The sequence below is a fragment of the Acidimicrobiales bacterium genome (genome assembly GCA_035512495.1).
Classification (GTDB): Bacteria; Actinomycetota; Acidimicrobiia; order Acidimicrobiales; family CADCSY01; genus DATKDW01.
The window spans coordinates 26,706-42,035 of the sequence record DATKDW010000015.1; the positions used below are offsets into that span (position 1 = coordinate 26,706).

Annotated in this window: 17 protein-coding genes; 11 read left to right on the top strand and 6 right to left on the bottom strand. The window is 72.2% G+C overall.

Going from position 1 to position 15,330, the window contains the following annotated elements:
* Positions 1 to 95: 95 nt before the first annotated feature.
* The 6 genes from VMN58_01300 (at position 96) to VMN58_01325 (ending at position 5,285) form a co-directional block, all read left to right on the top strand.
* Entirely contained in the window at positions 96 to 938 is an 843-nt protein-coding gene (locus VMN58_01300; GenBank protein ID HUF31825.1) for a hypothetical protein, read from the top strand.
* The gene (locus VMN58_01305; protein ID HUF31826.1) at positions 935 to 2,479 is read left to right on the top strand and encodes a sensor domain-containing diguanylate cyclase; all 1,545 of its coding nucleotides are present in this window, start codon (positions 935 to 937) and stop codon (positions 2,477 to 2,479) included. The genes VMN58_01300 and VMN58_01305 overlap by 4 nt, the downstream gene beginning before the upstream one ends.
* A 1-nt stretch (position 2,480) precedes the next feature.
* Positions 2,481 to 2,636 carry a hypothetical protein gene (locus VMN58_01310; protein HUF31827.1) on the top strand — a complete coding sequence of 52 codons (156 nt, stop codon included), beginning with the start codon at positions 2,481 to 2,483 and terminating at the stop codon, positions 2,634 to 2,636.
* Between the two features lie 34 nt (positions 2,637 to 2,670).
* Positions 2,671 to 3,852: a steroid 3-ketoacyl-CoA thiolase gene (locus VMN58_01315; GenBank protein HUF31828.1), complete on the top strand. Its 1,182-nt coding sequence runs from the start codon at positions 2,671 to 2,673 to the stop codon at positions 3,850 to 3,852.
* A 62-nt stretch (positions 3,853 to 3,914) separates the two neighbouring features.
* Positions 3,915 to 4,424, top strand: coding sequence for a thermonuclease family protein (locus VMN58_01320; GenBank protein HUF31829.1), 510 nt, complete (start codon positions 3,915 to 3,917; stop codon positions 4,422 to 4,424).
* 24 nt (positions 4,425 to 4,448) lie between these two features.
* The gene (locus VMN58_01325) at positions 4,449 to 5,285 is read left to right on the top strand and encodes a polysaccharide deacetylase family protein (protein HUF31830.1); all 837 of its coding nucleotides are present in this window, start codon (positions 4,449 to 4,451) and stop codon (positions 5,283 to 5,285) included.
* Positions 5,286 to 5,288: 3 nt separating this feature from the next.
* Here the strand turns inward: VMN58_01325 and VMN58_01330 are convergent, their stop codons facing one another.
* Together VMN58_01330 and mca are read right to left on the bottom strand one after the other, a co-directional pair.
* Positions 5,289 to 5,693, bottom strand: coding sequence for an SCP2 sterol-binding domain-containing protein (locus VMN58_01330; protein ID HUF31831.1), 405 nt, complete (start codon positions 5,691 to 5,693; stop codon positions 5,289 to 5,291).
* Positions 5,694 to 5,768: 75 nt separating this feature from the next.
* Entirely contained in the window at positions 5,769 to 6,641 is an 873-nt protein-coding gene (gene mca / locus VMN58_01335; GenBank protein HUF31832.1) for a mycothiol conjugate amidase Mca, read from the bottom strand.
* Between the two features lie 70 nt (positions 6,642 to 6,711).
* On the opposite strand from mca, the gene VMN58_01340 reads away from it, so the two are divergent.
* The 3 genes from VMN58_01340 to VMN58_01350 are packed head-to-tail and all read left to right on the top strand — an operon-like array spanning position 6,712 to position 9,420.
* Positions 6,712 to 7,224 (top strand): NfeD family protein, encoded by a 513-nt coding sequence (locus VMN58_01340; protein HUF31833.1) that lies wholly within the window; start codon positions 6,712 to 6,714, stop codon positions 7,222 to 7,224.
* Positions 7,221 to 8,180 (top strand): SPFH domain-containing protein, encoded by a 960-nt coding sequence (locus VMN58_01345; GenBank protein HUF31834.1) that lies wholly within the window; start codon positions 7,221 to 7,223, stop codon positions 8,178 to 8,180. The genes VMN58_01340 and VMN58_01345 overlap by 4 nt, the downstream gene beginning before the upstream one ends.
* Before the next feature lies 1 nt (position 8,181).
* Complete coding sequence (locus VMN58_01350; GenBank protein ID HUF31835.1) at positions 8,182 to 9,420, top strand: Glu/Leu/Phe/Val dehydrogenase dimerization domain-containing protein; 1,239 nt, start codon at positions 8,182 to 8,184, stop codon at positions 9,418 to 9,420.
* Here VMN58_01350 and VMN58_01355 read toward each other — a convergent pair.
* Genes VMN58_01355 through VMN58_01365 form a run of 3 tightly spaced genes read right to left on the bottom strand, consistent with a single transcriptional unit; the run spans position 9,417 to position 13,684 of the window.
* Positions 9,417 to 11,114 carry an amidohydrolase family protein gene (locus tag VMN58_01355; GenBank protein ID HUF31836.1) on the bottom strand — a complete coding sequence of 566 codons (1,698 nt, stop codon included), beginning with the start codon at positions 11,112 to 11,114 and terminating at the stop codon, positions 9,417 to 9,419. The two genes, VMN58_01350 and VMN58_01355, sit on opposite strands and share 4 nt — an antisense overlap.
* A 25-nt stretch (positions 11,115 to 11,139) precedes the next feature.
* Entirely contained in the window at positions 11,140 to 12,393 is a 1,254-nt protein-coding gene (locus tag VMN58_01360; protein ID HUF31837.1) for a TrkA C-terminal domain-containing protein, read from the bottom strand.
* A gap of 25 nt (positions 12,394 to 12,418) precedes the next feature.
* Positions 12,419 to 13,684, bottom strand: a complete 1,266-nt coding sequence (locus VMN58_01365; protein HUF31838.1) for a magnesium transporter — start codon at positions 13,682 to 13,684, stop codon at positions 12,419 to 12,421.
* 132 nt (positions 13,685 to 13,816) lie between these two features.
* On the opposite strand from VMN58_01365, the gene VMN58_01370 reads away from it, so the two are divergent.
* Entirely contained in the window at positions 13,817 to 14,017 is a 201-nt protein-coding gene (locus VMN58_01370; protein HUF31839.1) for a cold shock domain-containing protein, read from the top strand.
* 11 nt (positions 14,018 to 14,028) lie between these two features.
* Positions 14,029 to 14,754, top strand: a complete 726-nt coding sequence (locus VMN58_01375) for a CoA pyrophosphatase (protein ID HUF31840.1) — start codon at positions 14,029 to 14,031, stop codon at positions 14,752 to 14,754.
* Between the two features lie 24 nt (positions 14,755 to 14,778).
* Here VMN58_01375 and VMN58_01380 read toward each other — a convergent pair.
* A partial coding sequence (locus VMN58_01380; GenBank protein ID HUF31841.1) for a PEP-utilizing enzyme occupies positions 14,779 to 15,330 on the bottom strand: 552 nt, incomplete at its 5' end.

Sequence of the window (15,330 nt, forward strand, 5' to 3'; positions counted from 1 at the left end):
CCCCGTCCGTGTCGAAGAACAGGGGCACAGGGTTGCTGGAGGTCACGATGGGGGTCCGGGGGTCGACGCTTCGCACACGTCGGACGACGCTGGCCATGCTCACCCTCGTCACCTTCCCACTCGTCTCGGCCGCGCCCCTCCAGGCCGCGCCCGCCAGGGGCGAGGCCTCGGGGCCCCGCCATCACCACGACGACGGCCATCCAGGCGAGGCGAAGGGGCAGGCCAAGGGCCACGACAAGGAGGACGCCGAGGACGGTGGGCCCGACAAGCCCGGCTCCCGCTGGGTGAGGACCCCCTCCGGCTATCAGAGCGCCGGTCCGGACGACGATCCCGACCCTGGCCCCCCACGGGGCCGAGAGAGCGCTCCCGGGCAGGTCGACGACAAGCCCCAAGGCGGCGACCACCCCGACGACGGCACCCCCGGGCCTCCCGGCGGCGACCACCCCGACGTCGGCACCCCCGGGTCTCCCGGCGGCGACCAGGACGCGGACACCCCGCCCGCCACCACCCCGCCCGGCACCACCCCGCCCGCCACCGTTCCACCGGCGACCATCGACGAGGTCGCCTTCCCTGACCCCGACGCCTCGACGACGATCGAGCTCGGCACCGCGCTCCAGCCCCGAGTGGTCCCCTCCTCCACCCCGGAGCGCTCGGTCGACCTGATCCGCCTCTCCGCCATCGCCCCCGCCGGGCCGGTCGACCCGCCCGCCGGCACGACGCCGGCCACACCTGCAGTGACCCCGTCGGCCCTCCAGGCGCCCTTCGGGCCACCCATCGGCCGCGACGACTTCGGCGAGGTCGTCACCGTGACCTTCCCCCTCACGCTGGCGGCCATCGTGCTGGTGTTCCTCCTCCTCCACGGCCGTGGCGACCGGCGCGACCCCAAGCTGCTGGAGGCGCCCCTCGACGGCGGGTCCGACCGGGTCGACTTCTCGTGAGGACGACCGACCAGAGCGAGCTCGTGCCCCTGACCGAGCGGCTCACGGGGATCCAGGCCGTCCGGACGGTGTCCGCTGCGGCGGTGGTCCTCACCGTCCTGACGATGGGCGAGCGGCTCGGCGACCCCTGGATCGGCCTCGTCCCGCTCGTCGTCGGCCACCTCGCCGCGACCTGGGTCCTCGAGCTGGTGAGACGGCGCAGCGGCCGGCGCGCCCTGGCGACGGTGTCGTGGCTCCTCCTCGCCGACGGCATCGTGCTGGCGGTGGCGGTGACCACCACCGGCGGTCCCACCAGCCCCCTGGTGGGGCTCGTCTACCTGCACCTGGTCGCCGTCACCCTCCTGACCTCCTACCGGACCGCGCTGCGCGTGGCGGCGTGGCACGCCCTGCTGCTCGTCGGCGCCCACGTGGCCCCGTCCGCACCGGCCGAGGGCGACGCGGTGCCCATCGCGGTGCTGGTGGCGGTCTCGTACCTGGTCCTGGCCGGTGCGACCGCAGCGCTCGCCGCCGTCAACGAGGGCGCGCTGCGGCGCGGCCGGCAGGACCTCGCCGCCCTGGTGGAGCTGAGCACCGAGCTCGAGGCATCCCTGGCGCCCGACGACCTCGCCACGACCGCGGTCGGCCACCTGCGCCACCGGCTCGGCCGGCCGGCGGCTGCGGTGATCGTGCGCGACCACCGGCGCTGGTCGGGGGTGGTCGACGGCGGGCGGGGCCCGGTCGGGCTCGAGAGCGAGGCCGCCGTCGACGCCGTGGTCATCCGCGCCGCGAGCGAACGTGCCCCGGTCCTCGTGCGCGAGCTGTCGCCCGACGACGATCCCTTCCTCCACCGCCTTCTGCCCGGCGCCCTCAACGTCGTGGTCGCACCGCTGATCGCCGACGGCCAGCACCTCGGCTCCGCCGTGGTCGTCTGCGGGCCCTCGGCCCGGACCGGTCTCAGCCAGGCGTCGCTGGCGAGCCTGTCGCAGACAGCGTCCATGGTCGCCCTCACGCTGCGCAACTCGCGCCTCGTCGCCGAGCTCGAGGCCCTCGCCGGGCGCGACCCGCTGACCGGCCTGGCCAACCGCCGGGCGTTCGACGACGCCCTCGAAGCCGAGGTGGCCAGGGCGAGGCGCGCCGGGACGCCCCTGAGCCTGGTGATGATGGACCTCGACCGGTTCAAGGAGGTCAACGACGTCCACGGCCACCAGGTCGGCGACGAGGTCCTCCGACAGCTGGGGGTGGCGCTGGCGACGGCGGCCCGGACAGGCGACGTGGTGGCACGCTACGGCGGCGAGGAGTTCGTGATCCTCTGCCCGGGGTGCGACTCGGATCAGTCCCTCGCCGTGGCCGACCGGTTGCGGCGGGCCGCCGAGCAGGTGACGGCGCTCCCGGTGACCGCCAGCGCGGGGGTCGCCACCATGCCCCCTCACGCCACCGACGGCTCGGCGCTGGTGGCCGCCGCCGACCTCGCGCTCTACCAGGCCAAGGACGCCGGACGAGACCGGGCGGTCCGCCTGGCGGTCGGGAGTCTCACTGTCACACCCGCTGTTCACAATGGGTGACATGGAGAACCAGCTCACCCTCGTCGACGCACCCCGGGCGTGGAAGCTCGACCGGCGCACCCGCGAGATCGGCCGCAAGGGCGTGGCCGAGGCCCGCGAGGCGCTCCGCCAGGCACACTCGGGCGATGGCCACGGCACCCCCGCCGAGGCCGCCTGAGGCGCTCACCGTCGTCGCCGCCTAGATTCCGACCATGCCGTCCGACACCGAGATCGTCATCGTCGACGCCGTCCGCAGCCCCGTTGGGCGACGCGGCGGCGGCCTGTCCACCATGCACCCCGCCGACCTGCTCGGTGGCGTGCTCACCGAGCTGATCGACCGCTCCGGCATCGACCCGGCTGCCGTCGGCCAGGTCGTGGGGGGCTGCGTCAGCCAGGTGGGTGAGCAGTCCTTCAACGTCGCCCGCACCGCCTGGCTCACCGCCGGTCTCCCCCTGGGCGTGGCCGCCACGACGGTCGACACGCAGTGTGGGTCGTCCCAGCAGGCAACCAACCTCGCCGCCTCCCTCGTGGGCGCGGGCGCGGTCGACGTCGCGATCGCCTGCGGTGTCGAGGTCATGAGCCGGGTGCCGATCGGCTCCAACACGAAGAACGGCCCCGGCCGGGCCATCCCCGGCTCCTACTTCGAGCACTACGAGTTCACCTCGCAGTTCGAGGGAGCCGAGCGCATCGCCGAGAAGTGGGGCATCTCCCGCGACGACGCCGACGCCTTCGGCCTCCGCTCGCAGCAACGCGCCGCCGCCGCATGGGAGCAGGGCCACTTCGAGCGGGAGGTCGTGGCCATCGAGGCCCCCGACCTCGACGACGACGGCAAACCCACAGGCACCAGCCACACCGTCAGCCGCGACGAGGGGCTCCGCGAGACCTCGATCGACAAGCTGGCCACGCTCAAGCCCGTCGCCCGCGAGGACGGCGTCCACACTGCCGGTTCCTCCTCCCAGATCTCCGACGGTGCCGCCGCCGTGCTGCTCATGAGCCGTGGCCGCGCCGAGGCACTGGGCCTGCGACCCCGTGCCCGGGTCGTCGACCAGTGCCTGGTCGGCGTCGACCCGGTCCTGATGCTCACGGGGCCCATCGACGCCACGCAGCGCGTCCTCGACCGCACCGGCGTGGGCATCGACGACATCGACACCTTCGAGATCAACGAGGCGTTCGCCTCGGTCGTCCTGGCCTGGGCCAAGGAGACCGGGGTCGACATGGACCGGGTGAACCCCAACGGCGGGGCCATCGCCCTCGGTCACCCGCTCGGCGGCACCGGCGCGGTGCTGACCACCAAGGCCCTCCACGAGCTGGAGCGCATCGAAGGGCGCTACGGCCTGGTCTCGATGTGCTGCGGCGGCGGCCTCGGCACCGGGACCCTGCTCGAGCGGCTCTGAGCCGACGCGGGGTTCCCAGTGCGGGGACCCCGCTGTCACACCCCCACGCCACACTCGATGCCGTGACGAGGCAACGCCTGCTTCCCATCACCGTCCTGGTGGCCGCCCTCCTCCTCGCGTGCGGTGCCGACGAGGCCGTCCACGACCCCCCGGGCCGGGCCGAGGTGGTGCGGGTGGTCGACGGCGACACGATCGTGGTGCGCATCGCCGGCCAGCGGAGCGACGAGCGGGTCCGGCTCATCGGCATCGACACGCCCGAGACCGTCGACCCCCGCTCCCCCGTCGAGTGCTTCGGCGAGGAGGCGAGCGCCCGGGCCAAGGAGCTGCTGCCCCCCGGCACCGCCGTCCGCCTCGAGCGCGACGTGGAGGCCCGCGACCGGTACGAGCGACTGCTCGCCTACGTCTACCGCGCCGCCGACGACCTCTTCGTCAACCTCGCCATGGTCGAGGAAGGGTTCGCGGCCGTGCTCACCTACCCGCCGAACGTCGCCCACACCGAGGCCTTCGTGACCGCAGCCGCCGAAGCCCGGGCCGCCGGGCGGGGCCTCTGGGGCGCCTGCCCCGATCCCTGACCGGTGTCGGTAGCGTTGGCGTCCGTGACGACCCTCGCCGAGCGCCTCGGACACCACGCCGACGCCCGCCTGCTGATCGTCAGCTGCGACGACCTCGGCTCGAGCCACGCCGCCAACGTCGGCTGCTACGAGGCCCTCCGCGACGGCATCGCCACCAGCGCCGGCCTCATGGTGCCCTGCCCCTGGGCACGGGAGGCCGCCGCCCACTACCGGGGTGAGGATGTCGGCGTGCACCTGACCCTCAACGCCGAGTGGGACCACTACCGCTGGGGCCCCCTCACCATGTCGCCCTCGCTCCTCGACGGTGACGGCGGCCTGCCCCGCACCCGTGAGGAGGTCTGGGACCACGCCGACCTCGACGAGGTCCGCCGCGAGCTGCGCACCCAGGTCGAGCGGGCGATCCTGTGGGGCTTCGACGTGAGCCACCTCGACTCGCACATGGGCACCATGCAGCTTCGGCCCGAGTTCTTCGACCTCTACCTCGAGCTGGCGGTCGAGTTCGCCCTGCCCATCCGGTTGCCGGGCACGCCCTCGGAGCGGGTGGTGGGCTTCCCGTTCCGTCGGGTGGCGACCGAGGAGGGCGTGGTGTTCCCGGACCACTTCGTGCACGTGGTGGGCACCGGAAGCCGCCGAGCGCTCGAGCGGACGCTCTTCGACCTGGCTCCCGGTGTCACCGAGCTCCGGGCACACCCTGCCGTCGATGCTCCCGAGCTGCGTGCCATCTCGGCCGACTGGGCCGACCGGGTCGACGACCACGCCGCCCTCACCACCGACCGCGAGGTGCAAGCGATGGTGGAGCGCAGCGGCGTGGTCCTGATCGGCTTCCGCGAGCTGCGGGAGCTCCAGCGCTCCGGGGTCTGAGAGCTAGAAGGTCGTCTCCTCCTTCAGCTTCTCCTGGATCTCCTTGTACTCGGGCTTGGAGGTCAGAGGCATGAGGCTCATGATCTTGGCCATGTTGCCGGTGACCTTGACCCGGCCCTGCATGAAGGCGGCGTTGGCGTCAAGCTCGCCCTTGGCGATCTTGAGGGCGTCCTCGTAGGAGTTGGTGAGGGTGACCTCGGCGTCGGGGTCCTCCCCGAGCGACTGCTCGAGGGTCTTGCCGTTCTCGATGACGGTGTAGTACTTGACCTCCTCGCCGTCGTTGGCCACGTCGGCCGGGGCGCCGGTGATGACCTGTTGCATGCGCACCGAGGCGCCGGGCGTCTCGGGGAAGGCCTGGGCAAGCTCCTTGGCGCGGTCCATGTACTCCTGGGTGAGGTACTTCGGCATGCGTTTGCTCCTGGGTCCGGATCGGTCGGTACGAGCGGGACGATAGTCCCCGGGCGGACCCCGCTGACAGGGTCGTCAGCCGACGCGCTGTCGGAGCCCGGCGAAGAGGTCGTCCTCGGGCGTCCCGGTGTCGACCAGCGAGCGGGCCAGCACGTAGTCGTCGTAGGGGTGCACGACGCGTTGCTCCTCGGGCGGGATGCCGAACCAGAACGGCGAGTTGGGGTCGATCTGGGTCCGATGGGCCAGGAGGGCATTGGCCCGAACCTCGAAGTGGTCGCTCACGTCGACTCGGGTGGTGATCCGGTCGTCTTGGCCCATGCGGGCGAGGCGCTCTTCCGTGAACGGCGATTCGAGACCGAGCTCGAGGAACTTCGCGTGCATCGCCAGCATCCGGGACCGCGACCAGACCGTGTAGTACAGCTTCATCGGCTGCCAGGGCTCGCCGGCGTCGGGGAAGGCCGTCGGGTCACCGGCGGCCTCGAAGGCCAGCACCGAGATGTCGTGCACCCGGAGGTGGTCGGGGTGCGGGTAGCCCTTCTGGTCGTCCCCGTAGGTGACGAGCACCTGCGGGCGGTGCCGGCGGATGGCCGCCACCAGCCGCTCCACGGCTTCGTCCTCGGGCGCCCGGGCGAAGCAGCGCGGGTCCTCGTTCTCCGGCGAGTCAGGCATGCCCGAGTCCCGGTAGCCGAGGAACGTGAGCTCGTCGTAGCCGATGACCTCCATCGACGCCGCGAGCTCCTCCATGCGCACCTCAGCCAGGCGCTCGCGCACCTCGGGGGTGTCCATCGCCGGGTTGAGGATGCTGCCCGCCTCGCCCCCGGTGCAGCACACGAGCACGGTCCGGATCCCTTCGGCGTGGGCCCGAGCGACGGACCCGGCGCCCTTCGACGCTTCGTCGTCGGGATGGGCGTGCACCGTCATCAGGCAGAGCTGGTCGTCGGCATCCATGCCGGGAACGCTACCGGTGACGGCTGCACTCCCCCACCCCGCTCCCGGGGGACCGCCTAGCCTCGGCGCCGTGGAGGACCCCGAGGTGTGGCGCTGGATCTGGCTCGGCGGAGCCGTGGTGGGCGTGGTCGGCGAGATGGCGGCCGCCGGGACGTTCTTCCTCCTGCCCTTCGGGGTGGGCGCGGCCGTGGCCTTCGCCCTCGCCTTTGCCGGAGCACCGCTGGTGCTCCAGTGGCTGGCGTTCGTGGCCGTGTCAACCGTCGGCGTGGTGGCCACCAGGCCCGTGGCCCGTCGCCTCGAGGCGGGCTCACCCACGGCAGGTGTGGGAGCCCGGCGGCTCATGGGCGAGATCGCCACCGTCCTCGACGACATCCCGGCGGGCACGCACGAGACCGGCCTGGTGCGGGTCGGTCGCGAGGAGTGGCGGGCCGAGAGCCGAGACGGCACCCCGGTTCCCACCGGCACGAGCGTCCGGGTGATCGACGTGGTCGGCACCCGGGTGGTCGTCTGGCCCGTCGACGAGCTGGACCCCGCCACCGGCGAGCATCCCGACCCCCGACCCGACCACAAGGAGCCCTCGTGACCCTCGTCTACGTCCTCGCCGCCATCGGATTCGTGCTGCTGGTGTACGTGGCGTCCAGCCTCAAGATCGTCCGCCCCTACCAGCGCGGCATCGTCGAGCGCCTCGGCCGCTACAAGGAGACGGTCGACCCGGGGCTGCGGGTGATCATCCCCGGCATCGACCGCATGACCCTGGTCGACATGCGTGAGCAGGTGATCGACGTGCCTCCCCAGGAGGTCATCACCGAGGACAACGTCGGCACCTCGGTCGACGCCGTCGTCTACTACGAGGCCACCGACGCCCAGCGCCTCGTCTACAACGTGGGCAACTTCATCCTCGCCGTCACCAAGCTGGCCCAGACGAACCTGCGAAACGTGATCGGCGACATGGAGCTCGACGAGGCCCTCACCTCGCGCGACAAGATCAACAACGCCCTTCGGGCCATCCTCGACGACGCCACCGACAAGTGGGGAGTCCGGGTGGTCCGGGTGGAGATCCAGCGCATCGACCCGCCGCCCGACGTCATGTCGGCCATGCACGAGCAGATGAAGGCCGAGCGCACCCGCCGCGCCGTGGTCACCGAGGCGCAGGGGTCGCGAGAGGCCGCCATCACCCGGGCCGACGGCGAGAAGGCCTCGGCCATCCTCGAGGCCGAGGGACGCAAGCAGCGCAACATCCTCGACGCCCAGGGAGAGGCCGAGGCGGTGCGGGCGGTGGCCAAGGCCGAGAAGTACCGCCAGGTCACCGTGGCCGAGGGTGAGGCCGACGCCATCCGCACCGTGTTCCAGGCGATCCACGACGGGAACCCCACCAACGACGTCCTCGCCCTCAAGTGGTTCGAGGCACTCGCCCACGTCGCCGACGGCCAGGCGACCAAGATCTTCCTCCCGGCCGACGGCTCTGCCGGCCTCCTCGGGGCCCTCGCGGGCGTGAGCGAGGTCCTCAAGGAGACGCCCGCCGCCTACGGTGGCGACTGAGGTGGCCCGGACCCCCTTCGAGGCCGTCAACCAGTACGTCGAGGCGGCAGCCCGGATCATCGGCCTCGAGGACGACATGTACGACGTACTCACCACGTCGTACCGGGAGATCTCGGTGCAGGTGCCCGTCCGGCGCGACGACGGGAGCCTGCTGGTGGTGCGGGGCTACCGGGTCCAGCACAACGGGGCGCGGGGACCGTACAAGGGCGGGATCCGCTACCACCCCCACGCCGACCTCGAGGAGATCCGGGCGCTGGCCTCGCTCATGACCTGGAAGACGGCGCTGCTCGACATCCCCTACGGGGGGGCAAAGGGCGGCATCGAGGTCGACCCCACCGGCATGAGCGACGCCGAGCTGGAGGCCATGACCCGGCGCTTCACCCACGGCATCAGCCACATCCTGGGCGTCTACCGCGACATCCCCGCCCCCGACGTGAACACCAACGCCCAGACCATGGCGTGGATGATGGACGCCTACTCGGCCCGCAACGGCTACTCCCCCGCCATCGTCACCGGCAAGCCGGTGGAGCTCGGTGGGGCTCCCGGACGGGAGGCGGCCACCGGGCGCGGACTGGTGTACCTCCTGTCGGCGGCGGCCAGGCGGTGGGGCCTCGAGCTCGAGGGGATGACCCTCGTCATCCAGGGCTTCGGCAACGTCGGCTCCTGGGTGGCGATCGAGGCCGCCGCCCTCGGCGCCAAGATCATCGCTGTGTCCGACATCGCCGGCGGCGTGCACGATCCCGCCGGGCTCGACGTCGACCGGCTCCTGTCACTCGTGCACACCCGCCGGTCGGTCACCGAGATCGGTGTCGGCGATCTCATCTCGAACGAGGAGCTGCTCACCCTCGAGTGCGACGTGCTCGTGCCCGCCGCCCTCGGCGACGTGCTGCGGGAGGACAACGCCGACGCGGTGCGCGCCACCATGGTCATCGAGGGGGCCAACCACCCCACCACCCCCGAGGCCGACGACATCATGCGGAGCCGCGGGATCAAGGTGGTGCCCGACGTGCTCGCCAACGGGGGCGGCGTCACCGGCTCCTACTTCGAGTGGACCCAGAACATCCAGCAGTTCCGGTGGTCAGAGGAACGATTCAACACCGAGCTGAAGACCAGGATGGTGGAGGCGTTCGCCAACGTCACCAGCTGGGCCGAGAAGCACGACGTGGGGCTGCGTACCGCCGCCTTCGCCCTCGCCATCGAGCGTGTGGCGCGCGCCGAGCGTCTCCGCGGCTACATCTAGGGACCCGACGGGCCCTGCGGGCCTCGGACGAGGCGGCCGGGGAGCGGGCCAAGGGCCTCGCCGCCGGCGTAGGTCTCCACCCCGCTGACGAAGGTGTGCAGGTAGCCGTCGGCCCGCTGCAGGAGGCGCTTGCCACCGGCTGGCAGGTCGAAGGCCATGTATGGCGGGCGCAAGCACAGCCCGGCGTGGTCGACGACGTTGACATCGGCCTTCATCCCGGGTGCCAGCACGCCCCGGTCACGGAGCCCGACGGTCTCGGCGGTGTCCCGGCACTGGCGGCGCACGACCCACTCGAGGGGCAGGCCCTCGGCACGGTCGCGGGCCCAGTGGGCCAGGAGCGTCGTCGGGTAGCTGGCGTCACAGATCGTGCCGACGTGGGCGCCGCCGTCGGCCAGGCCGGGCACCAGGTGCTCGTCGGCGAGCATCTCGCGCACCGCGTCGAGCGAGCCGTCGACCCAGTTGTGGAACGGGAGGTAGAGGAATGCCTGCCCGTCATCGGCGAGGAGGAGGTCGTAGGCCAGCTCGGCGGAGGTGCACCCTTGGCGCTCCGCCCGGCGGGCCAGGGAGCGGTCGGGGTGGGGCTCGTAGTCGGGCGGGTCGCCCAGCTCGAACACCCGGTCGAGCATGCCGAGCAACCCCGGCGGGCCCTCGGCCGCCTGGGCAAGGATCGTCGCTCGCACCCCCGGGTCGCGCAGGGCGCCCACCCGCTCCTCGAGGGAGCGGGTGGCCACCTCCCGGTACGCCGGCACCCCCACGAAGGGGTTCAGCGTGGCCTGCAGGCCGAGCAGCACCCCGATGGCACGGGCGCCCACCTGGCCTCGGACGGGCAACCCGTCGGCCGCCGCCCCAGCGATGCGGTCACGAAGGTCCCGCCACGGCGCCCGGTGGTCCTCAGCGGCCACGGAGATCGACAGCGGGCAACCCGACTCGGCCACCATGCGCCGCATGGTGGCGAACTCGGCGTCGAGATCGCTGAAGTCGGACACCACCTGGAGCACGCCCGCACCGCCGATCGCCGACGCGATCCCGACGAGCTCCTCCACCGAGGCCGTGAGCGTCGGCGTGGGCTCGCCTCGACTCGTGCGGTGGTTGGTGGTGCGCGACGTGGTGAAGCCGAGGGCTCCGGCAGCTACGCCCTCGCGTGCGATGCGGCCCATCTCGGCGATCTCGTCGGGCTCGGCCACTTCGCGGCGGGCGCCGCGCTCGCCCATGACGTAGAGGCGGACAGCGCCGTGCGGCACCTGCGCGGCCACGTCGATGTCGAAGGAGCGGGCATCGAGGTGGTCGAGGTACTCGGGGAAGCTCGTCCACGCCCACGGGATCCCTTCGTGCAGCGCCGTGCCGGGGATGTCCTCCACGCCCTCCATCAGCTCGATGAGGCGGTCGCGGTCGTCGGGCCGGCACGGGGCGAAGCCCACGCCGCAGTTGCCCATCACCACCGTGGTCACGCCGTGCCAGGCCGACGGGACCATCCGCTCGTCCCACGTCGCTTGGCCGTCGTAGTGGGAGTGGATGTCGACGAAGCCCGGGGTCACGATGGCGCCACCGGCCTCGATCACCCGCCGCGCGCCGCCCTCCACCCGACCCACTGCGGTGATCCGATCTCCCGTGACCGCCACGTCGCCGGCCACCGGCGGCGCCCCGGTGCCGTCCACGATCGTGCCCCCGCTGATGATCAGGTCGTGCTCGGCCACGGCTCTCCCTCCGCCTCGGATTGGGTCAGCGCCCGCCGGTGCCGGCGTCGACGCTGTCGTCGATGGGCACCAGGGTGTCCTCGCCGGTCTCGTCGTCCTCCATCAGCACCCAGCCACACATCTCGGCGAGGATGGCCTCGCCGGAGCCGGGTCCGCTGGCGATGAGCTCGTCCTCCGGTCGGAGGACCTCCCGCCCCCCCGGTCGGTAGACGTAGCGACCGCCTCGGCGGATGGCCAGGATGTGGAAGCCGGGGTCGATGTCGAGTCGCAGGTCGGCGAGGCTGGAGCCGTCGACCCGGGATCCCTCGCCCACGGGGATCCGCATGACGACCTCGTCGGCGTCACCGAGGGCGATGGAGACGATGGGATGGACCTCCTCGCGTCGCTCGATGAGCCAGACCATCTGCTGGGCGGCGTCGCCGAGGTCCTCGGCCGACTGGGCCAGGTGGAGCAGGCCTCGGAGGGGCGACGGATCGAGGAACTCAGCCGACGAGCGCAGCACCCAGATCTCGAGGCGCTCCTTCATCTCGTCGAGGCGGTCCTCGAGGTGGTTCACCTCGGCGGCGAGGCCGACGTCGCGGTGCACCAGGGCGGACCAGGCAAGGCCCACGCAGGTCGTGGAGATGTTCTTCATCTCCACCAGCACGTCGACGGCGCGGTCGAGGTCGGTGGTGACGACCTCCTCGGGCGGCGCAGGCGGGTCCCAGTCGGGAGCGCCGGCCAGCTGGCGCAGGCGCGGGATGCCTGCCGGCGAGCCGTGGAGGAACAGCACGTCGCCCGGCAGCAGGACCTCCTCGCCGCCGACGTCGGTGATCCAGTCGCGCTCGCGGTGGATGGCCACCACCCGCATGCCGGCCACCACCGGCAGCTCGAAGTCGCACAGCAGCCGGTGGGCGAAGTGCGAGCCCTCACGCAGCAGCACCCGGTGGGCGACCTCCTCGGCCCCCGACAGGTCGGCCACCAGCTCGCGGGGGATGCCGAGGCGGTGGGTCACGATGCGGGAGATGTCGACCGCAGCGTTTCCCATGCGTTCGATGGAGGAGATGATCTGCAGCACCGACGCCATGGCGTCGGCCTCGCGGGGCCCTCGGGCGGCGATGACGCACACCGCCCGCATCTCGTGCACCAGGACCGTGAGGCGGTCCTCCAGCTCGTCGACCTCCTCGGCCATCTCGAGGTCGCCGAAGTACACCGAGGCGTAGGCGAGGTCGAGCATGAGCTCGAAGGTGTCCTTGGACTCCGAGAGCATGGTCCGAAGGTTCCGAGGTCTGTCGTCCACAGTCACTCCAGGGTAGGCCGCCCCGTCAACCGATGCCGACGGCGACGATGGCGAGGATCAGGGCGAAGGCGCCGACGAGGTCGACCGACGAGGTGACGAGCGGGATGCCGTAGGTGTCGGGGTCGACGTGCAGGCGAAGGGCGGCGAGGGCGCCGTAGTACGCCACGAGCACCACGAAGCAGGTGGCGAGGACGCCGCCGATGAGGGTCACGCCCAGCATGCGGAGCCAACCGGGGCTGGCCAGCCCGGTCACGACGGCCCCGATGTCGACCACCACCGAGACCAGCACGAACAGCGGCACGGCGAGGACGAACGTCAGGGCGATGTCGCTGCGCGCCCGCCCCTCCGGCACCCGGCTGGCCCGGATGGTGCCCAGGTGGAGGGCACTGGTGAGGCGGCTGGAGAGGATCCCCCCGAGTGCGCCGGCGCTGGCCAGGAACGGGGGTACCACGATCAGCAGCGCAGGGAACTCGATGAAGCTGTCCAGCCGCTTCTCGATGGTGATGCCGGCGACGAGTCCGACGAGGCCGGCCAACAGGACGACGGGGAGCGACTCGATGAGGACGCGGTGGAGGATCACCAGCTTCGAGCGCAGGCCGATCACCAAGGTGGTCAGCGAGAGCGCCGTGAGGACGGTGGCGAGCACGGGAGTGACGACGTCGATGCTCACCAGCAGCGTGGAGAGGAAGATCGCGGGAAGCGTCACCATGTCGCCCGCTGCGGTGATGACCGGGGCCATCACGTTGTCCATGTCCCAGCCCTTGCGGACCGAGCCGGCCGCCAGGGCCACGGTGAGCACCAGCACCACGATCGACGACATGATCCCGGCGAGGACCGAGATGACCACCAGGTCGGGGATCGAGATCGTGCCGGGGAGCCCGAACGCGATCGCCACGCCCTTGGCCATGAACGCCAGCGCCAGTGCGGTCGAGAGCGAGAGGACCACAGAGGCGAGCACGTTCTGGCCGACGACGGTGTCCGGCCGGCGGCTCAGGCCGAAGGTGCCGGTGTGGATGGTGGTGCTGAGCCGGCTGCCGAGGGCGCCGAAGATCGTCCCCCGCATGCCGATGGCGGCCGGCACGAGCACGAGGAGGCCGGGAAGGGCGACCAGGGTCGACTCGATCGAGCCGAGGGTGAGACCGGCCACGAAGCTGGCCAGGAGCGAGACTCCCAAGGCCACCAGGCTCTGTCGGGCCCCGGCGAGGTCGGGTCCGAGGAGGCTGACCAGCCGTTGCAGGGGCCGGGGTCGCTGGAGCCCCTGCACGGGCACGGGTGGTCGCAGGCGGGGCATCTCGGGACCCGAGTCTGCCCGACTCGGGACCGCGAGAGGGGCGCCCCCCGACCGGAGACGGTGCTACCGTTCCGCGCCGACGAGCGGGTACGTGCAACAGGCCGACCCCAACAGCACCAAGGGGGATCGGTTGTGGCAACCGGTACCGTCAAGTGGTTCAACGCGGAGAAGGGCTACGGGTTCATCCAACGTGAGGGTGGCTCCGACCTCTTCGTGCACTACACCGCCATCCAGGGCTCGGGCTACCGCTCCCTCGAGGAGGGCCAGGCCGTCGAGTTCGAGGTGACCCAGGGCCCCAAGGGCGACCAGGCCCAGAACGTGACGATGATATAGGGACCCCGTCCATGGCCCCCGAGCTGGACGACCGGCTCCGGTCCGAGCTCACTGCGAACCTCGAGCGCCACGAACGCCTCGCCCTCCCCCTCGAGGGCAGGCGCCACGCCGCGGTGGCCGTCGTCGTGGTGGGCAGCGACGCCGAGCGCGACGGCGTCGACGCCCACCCCGCGGCCTCCGGCAACCTCGTCCACATCCCCGGCGCGGAAGGGATCGAGCTCACCGGGAGCGTGGCCGGCACCGCCGGCGGGCCCGCCGTGCTGCTCACCCGTCGGGCCGCCACGTTGCGGGCCCACGGCGGCCAGTGGGCGCTGCCCGGCGGCCGCATCGACCCGGGCGAGTCACCCGTGGACGCGGCCCGCCGCGAGCTGCTCGAGGAGCTGGCCCTCGACGTGGGCGAAGGGGAGGTCCTCGGCATCCTCGACGACTACGCCACCCGGTCGGGCTACGTGATCACCCCGTTCGTGCTCTGGGGTGGGCCCGACCCCCACATGGTGCCGGACCCCGCCGAGGTCCTGTCGGTGCACCGGATCGCCTTCCGGGAGCTGTGCCGGCCCGACTCCCCCCGGTTCGTCACCATCCCCGAGTCGGACCGGCCGGTGGTCCAGCTGCCCATCGGCGGCGACCTCCTCCACGCACCGACCGGCGCCGTGCTCCTCCAGTTCCGGCGGGTCGCCATCGAGGGCGTGACTGAGCGCGTAGCCGACTACGAGCAACCCGTCTTCGCCTGGCGTTGATCGAGCGCCGCTGCGCGGTTTAGGTCAGTGGGACAGCGACTCGGACGGCACGCCGACCTCCACGGTCCCCGCCTCGCCGTCGACGGTGACCAGGGCCCCATCGGGGATGGTGGTGGTCGCCACGCCGGTCCCGAGGACGCACGGGATCCCGTACTCGCGGGACGCGATCGCAGGGTGCGACCCCATCCCGCCCGTGTCCGCCACGACCGCAGACGCCAGCCCGAACAGCGGCGTCCATGCAGGAGAGGTCATCACGCAGACGAGCACGTCGCCGGGCTCGAGGCGGTGGGCGTCGGCGAGGTCCAGGATGACGCGAGCGGGGCCCGTCACCACACCCCGCGACACCCCGAGCCCCTGCACGCCGCTGCCCGTGGCCGGTGGTGAGGAGTCCTCGGGAGCCCCTTCGGCCCCGCCGATCACCTCCGGCGGGACGACGGTTCGCCATCGCTCGTGCGCGGCACGGCGCGACGCCACCAGCGGCCCGAGCTCGCCCTCCCCCGCCTCCACCTCGGCGGGCAACAGGAAGAGGATGTCCTCGGCGTCGGCGATCACGCCTCGCCGGGCCAACCCACGGCC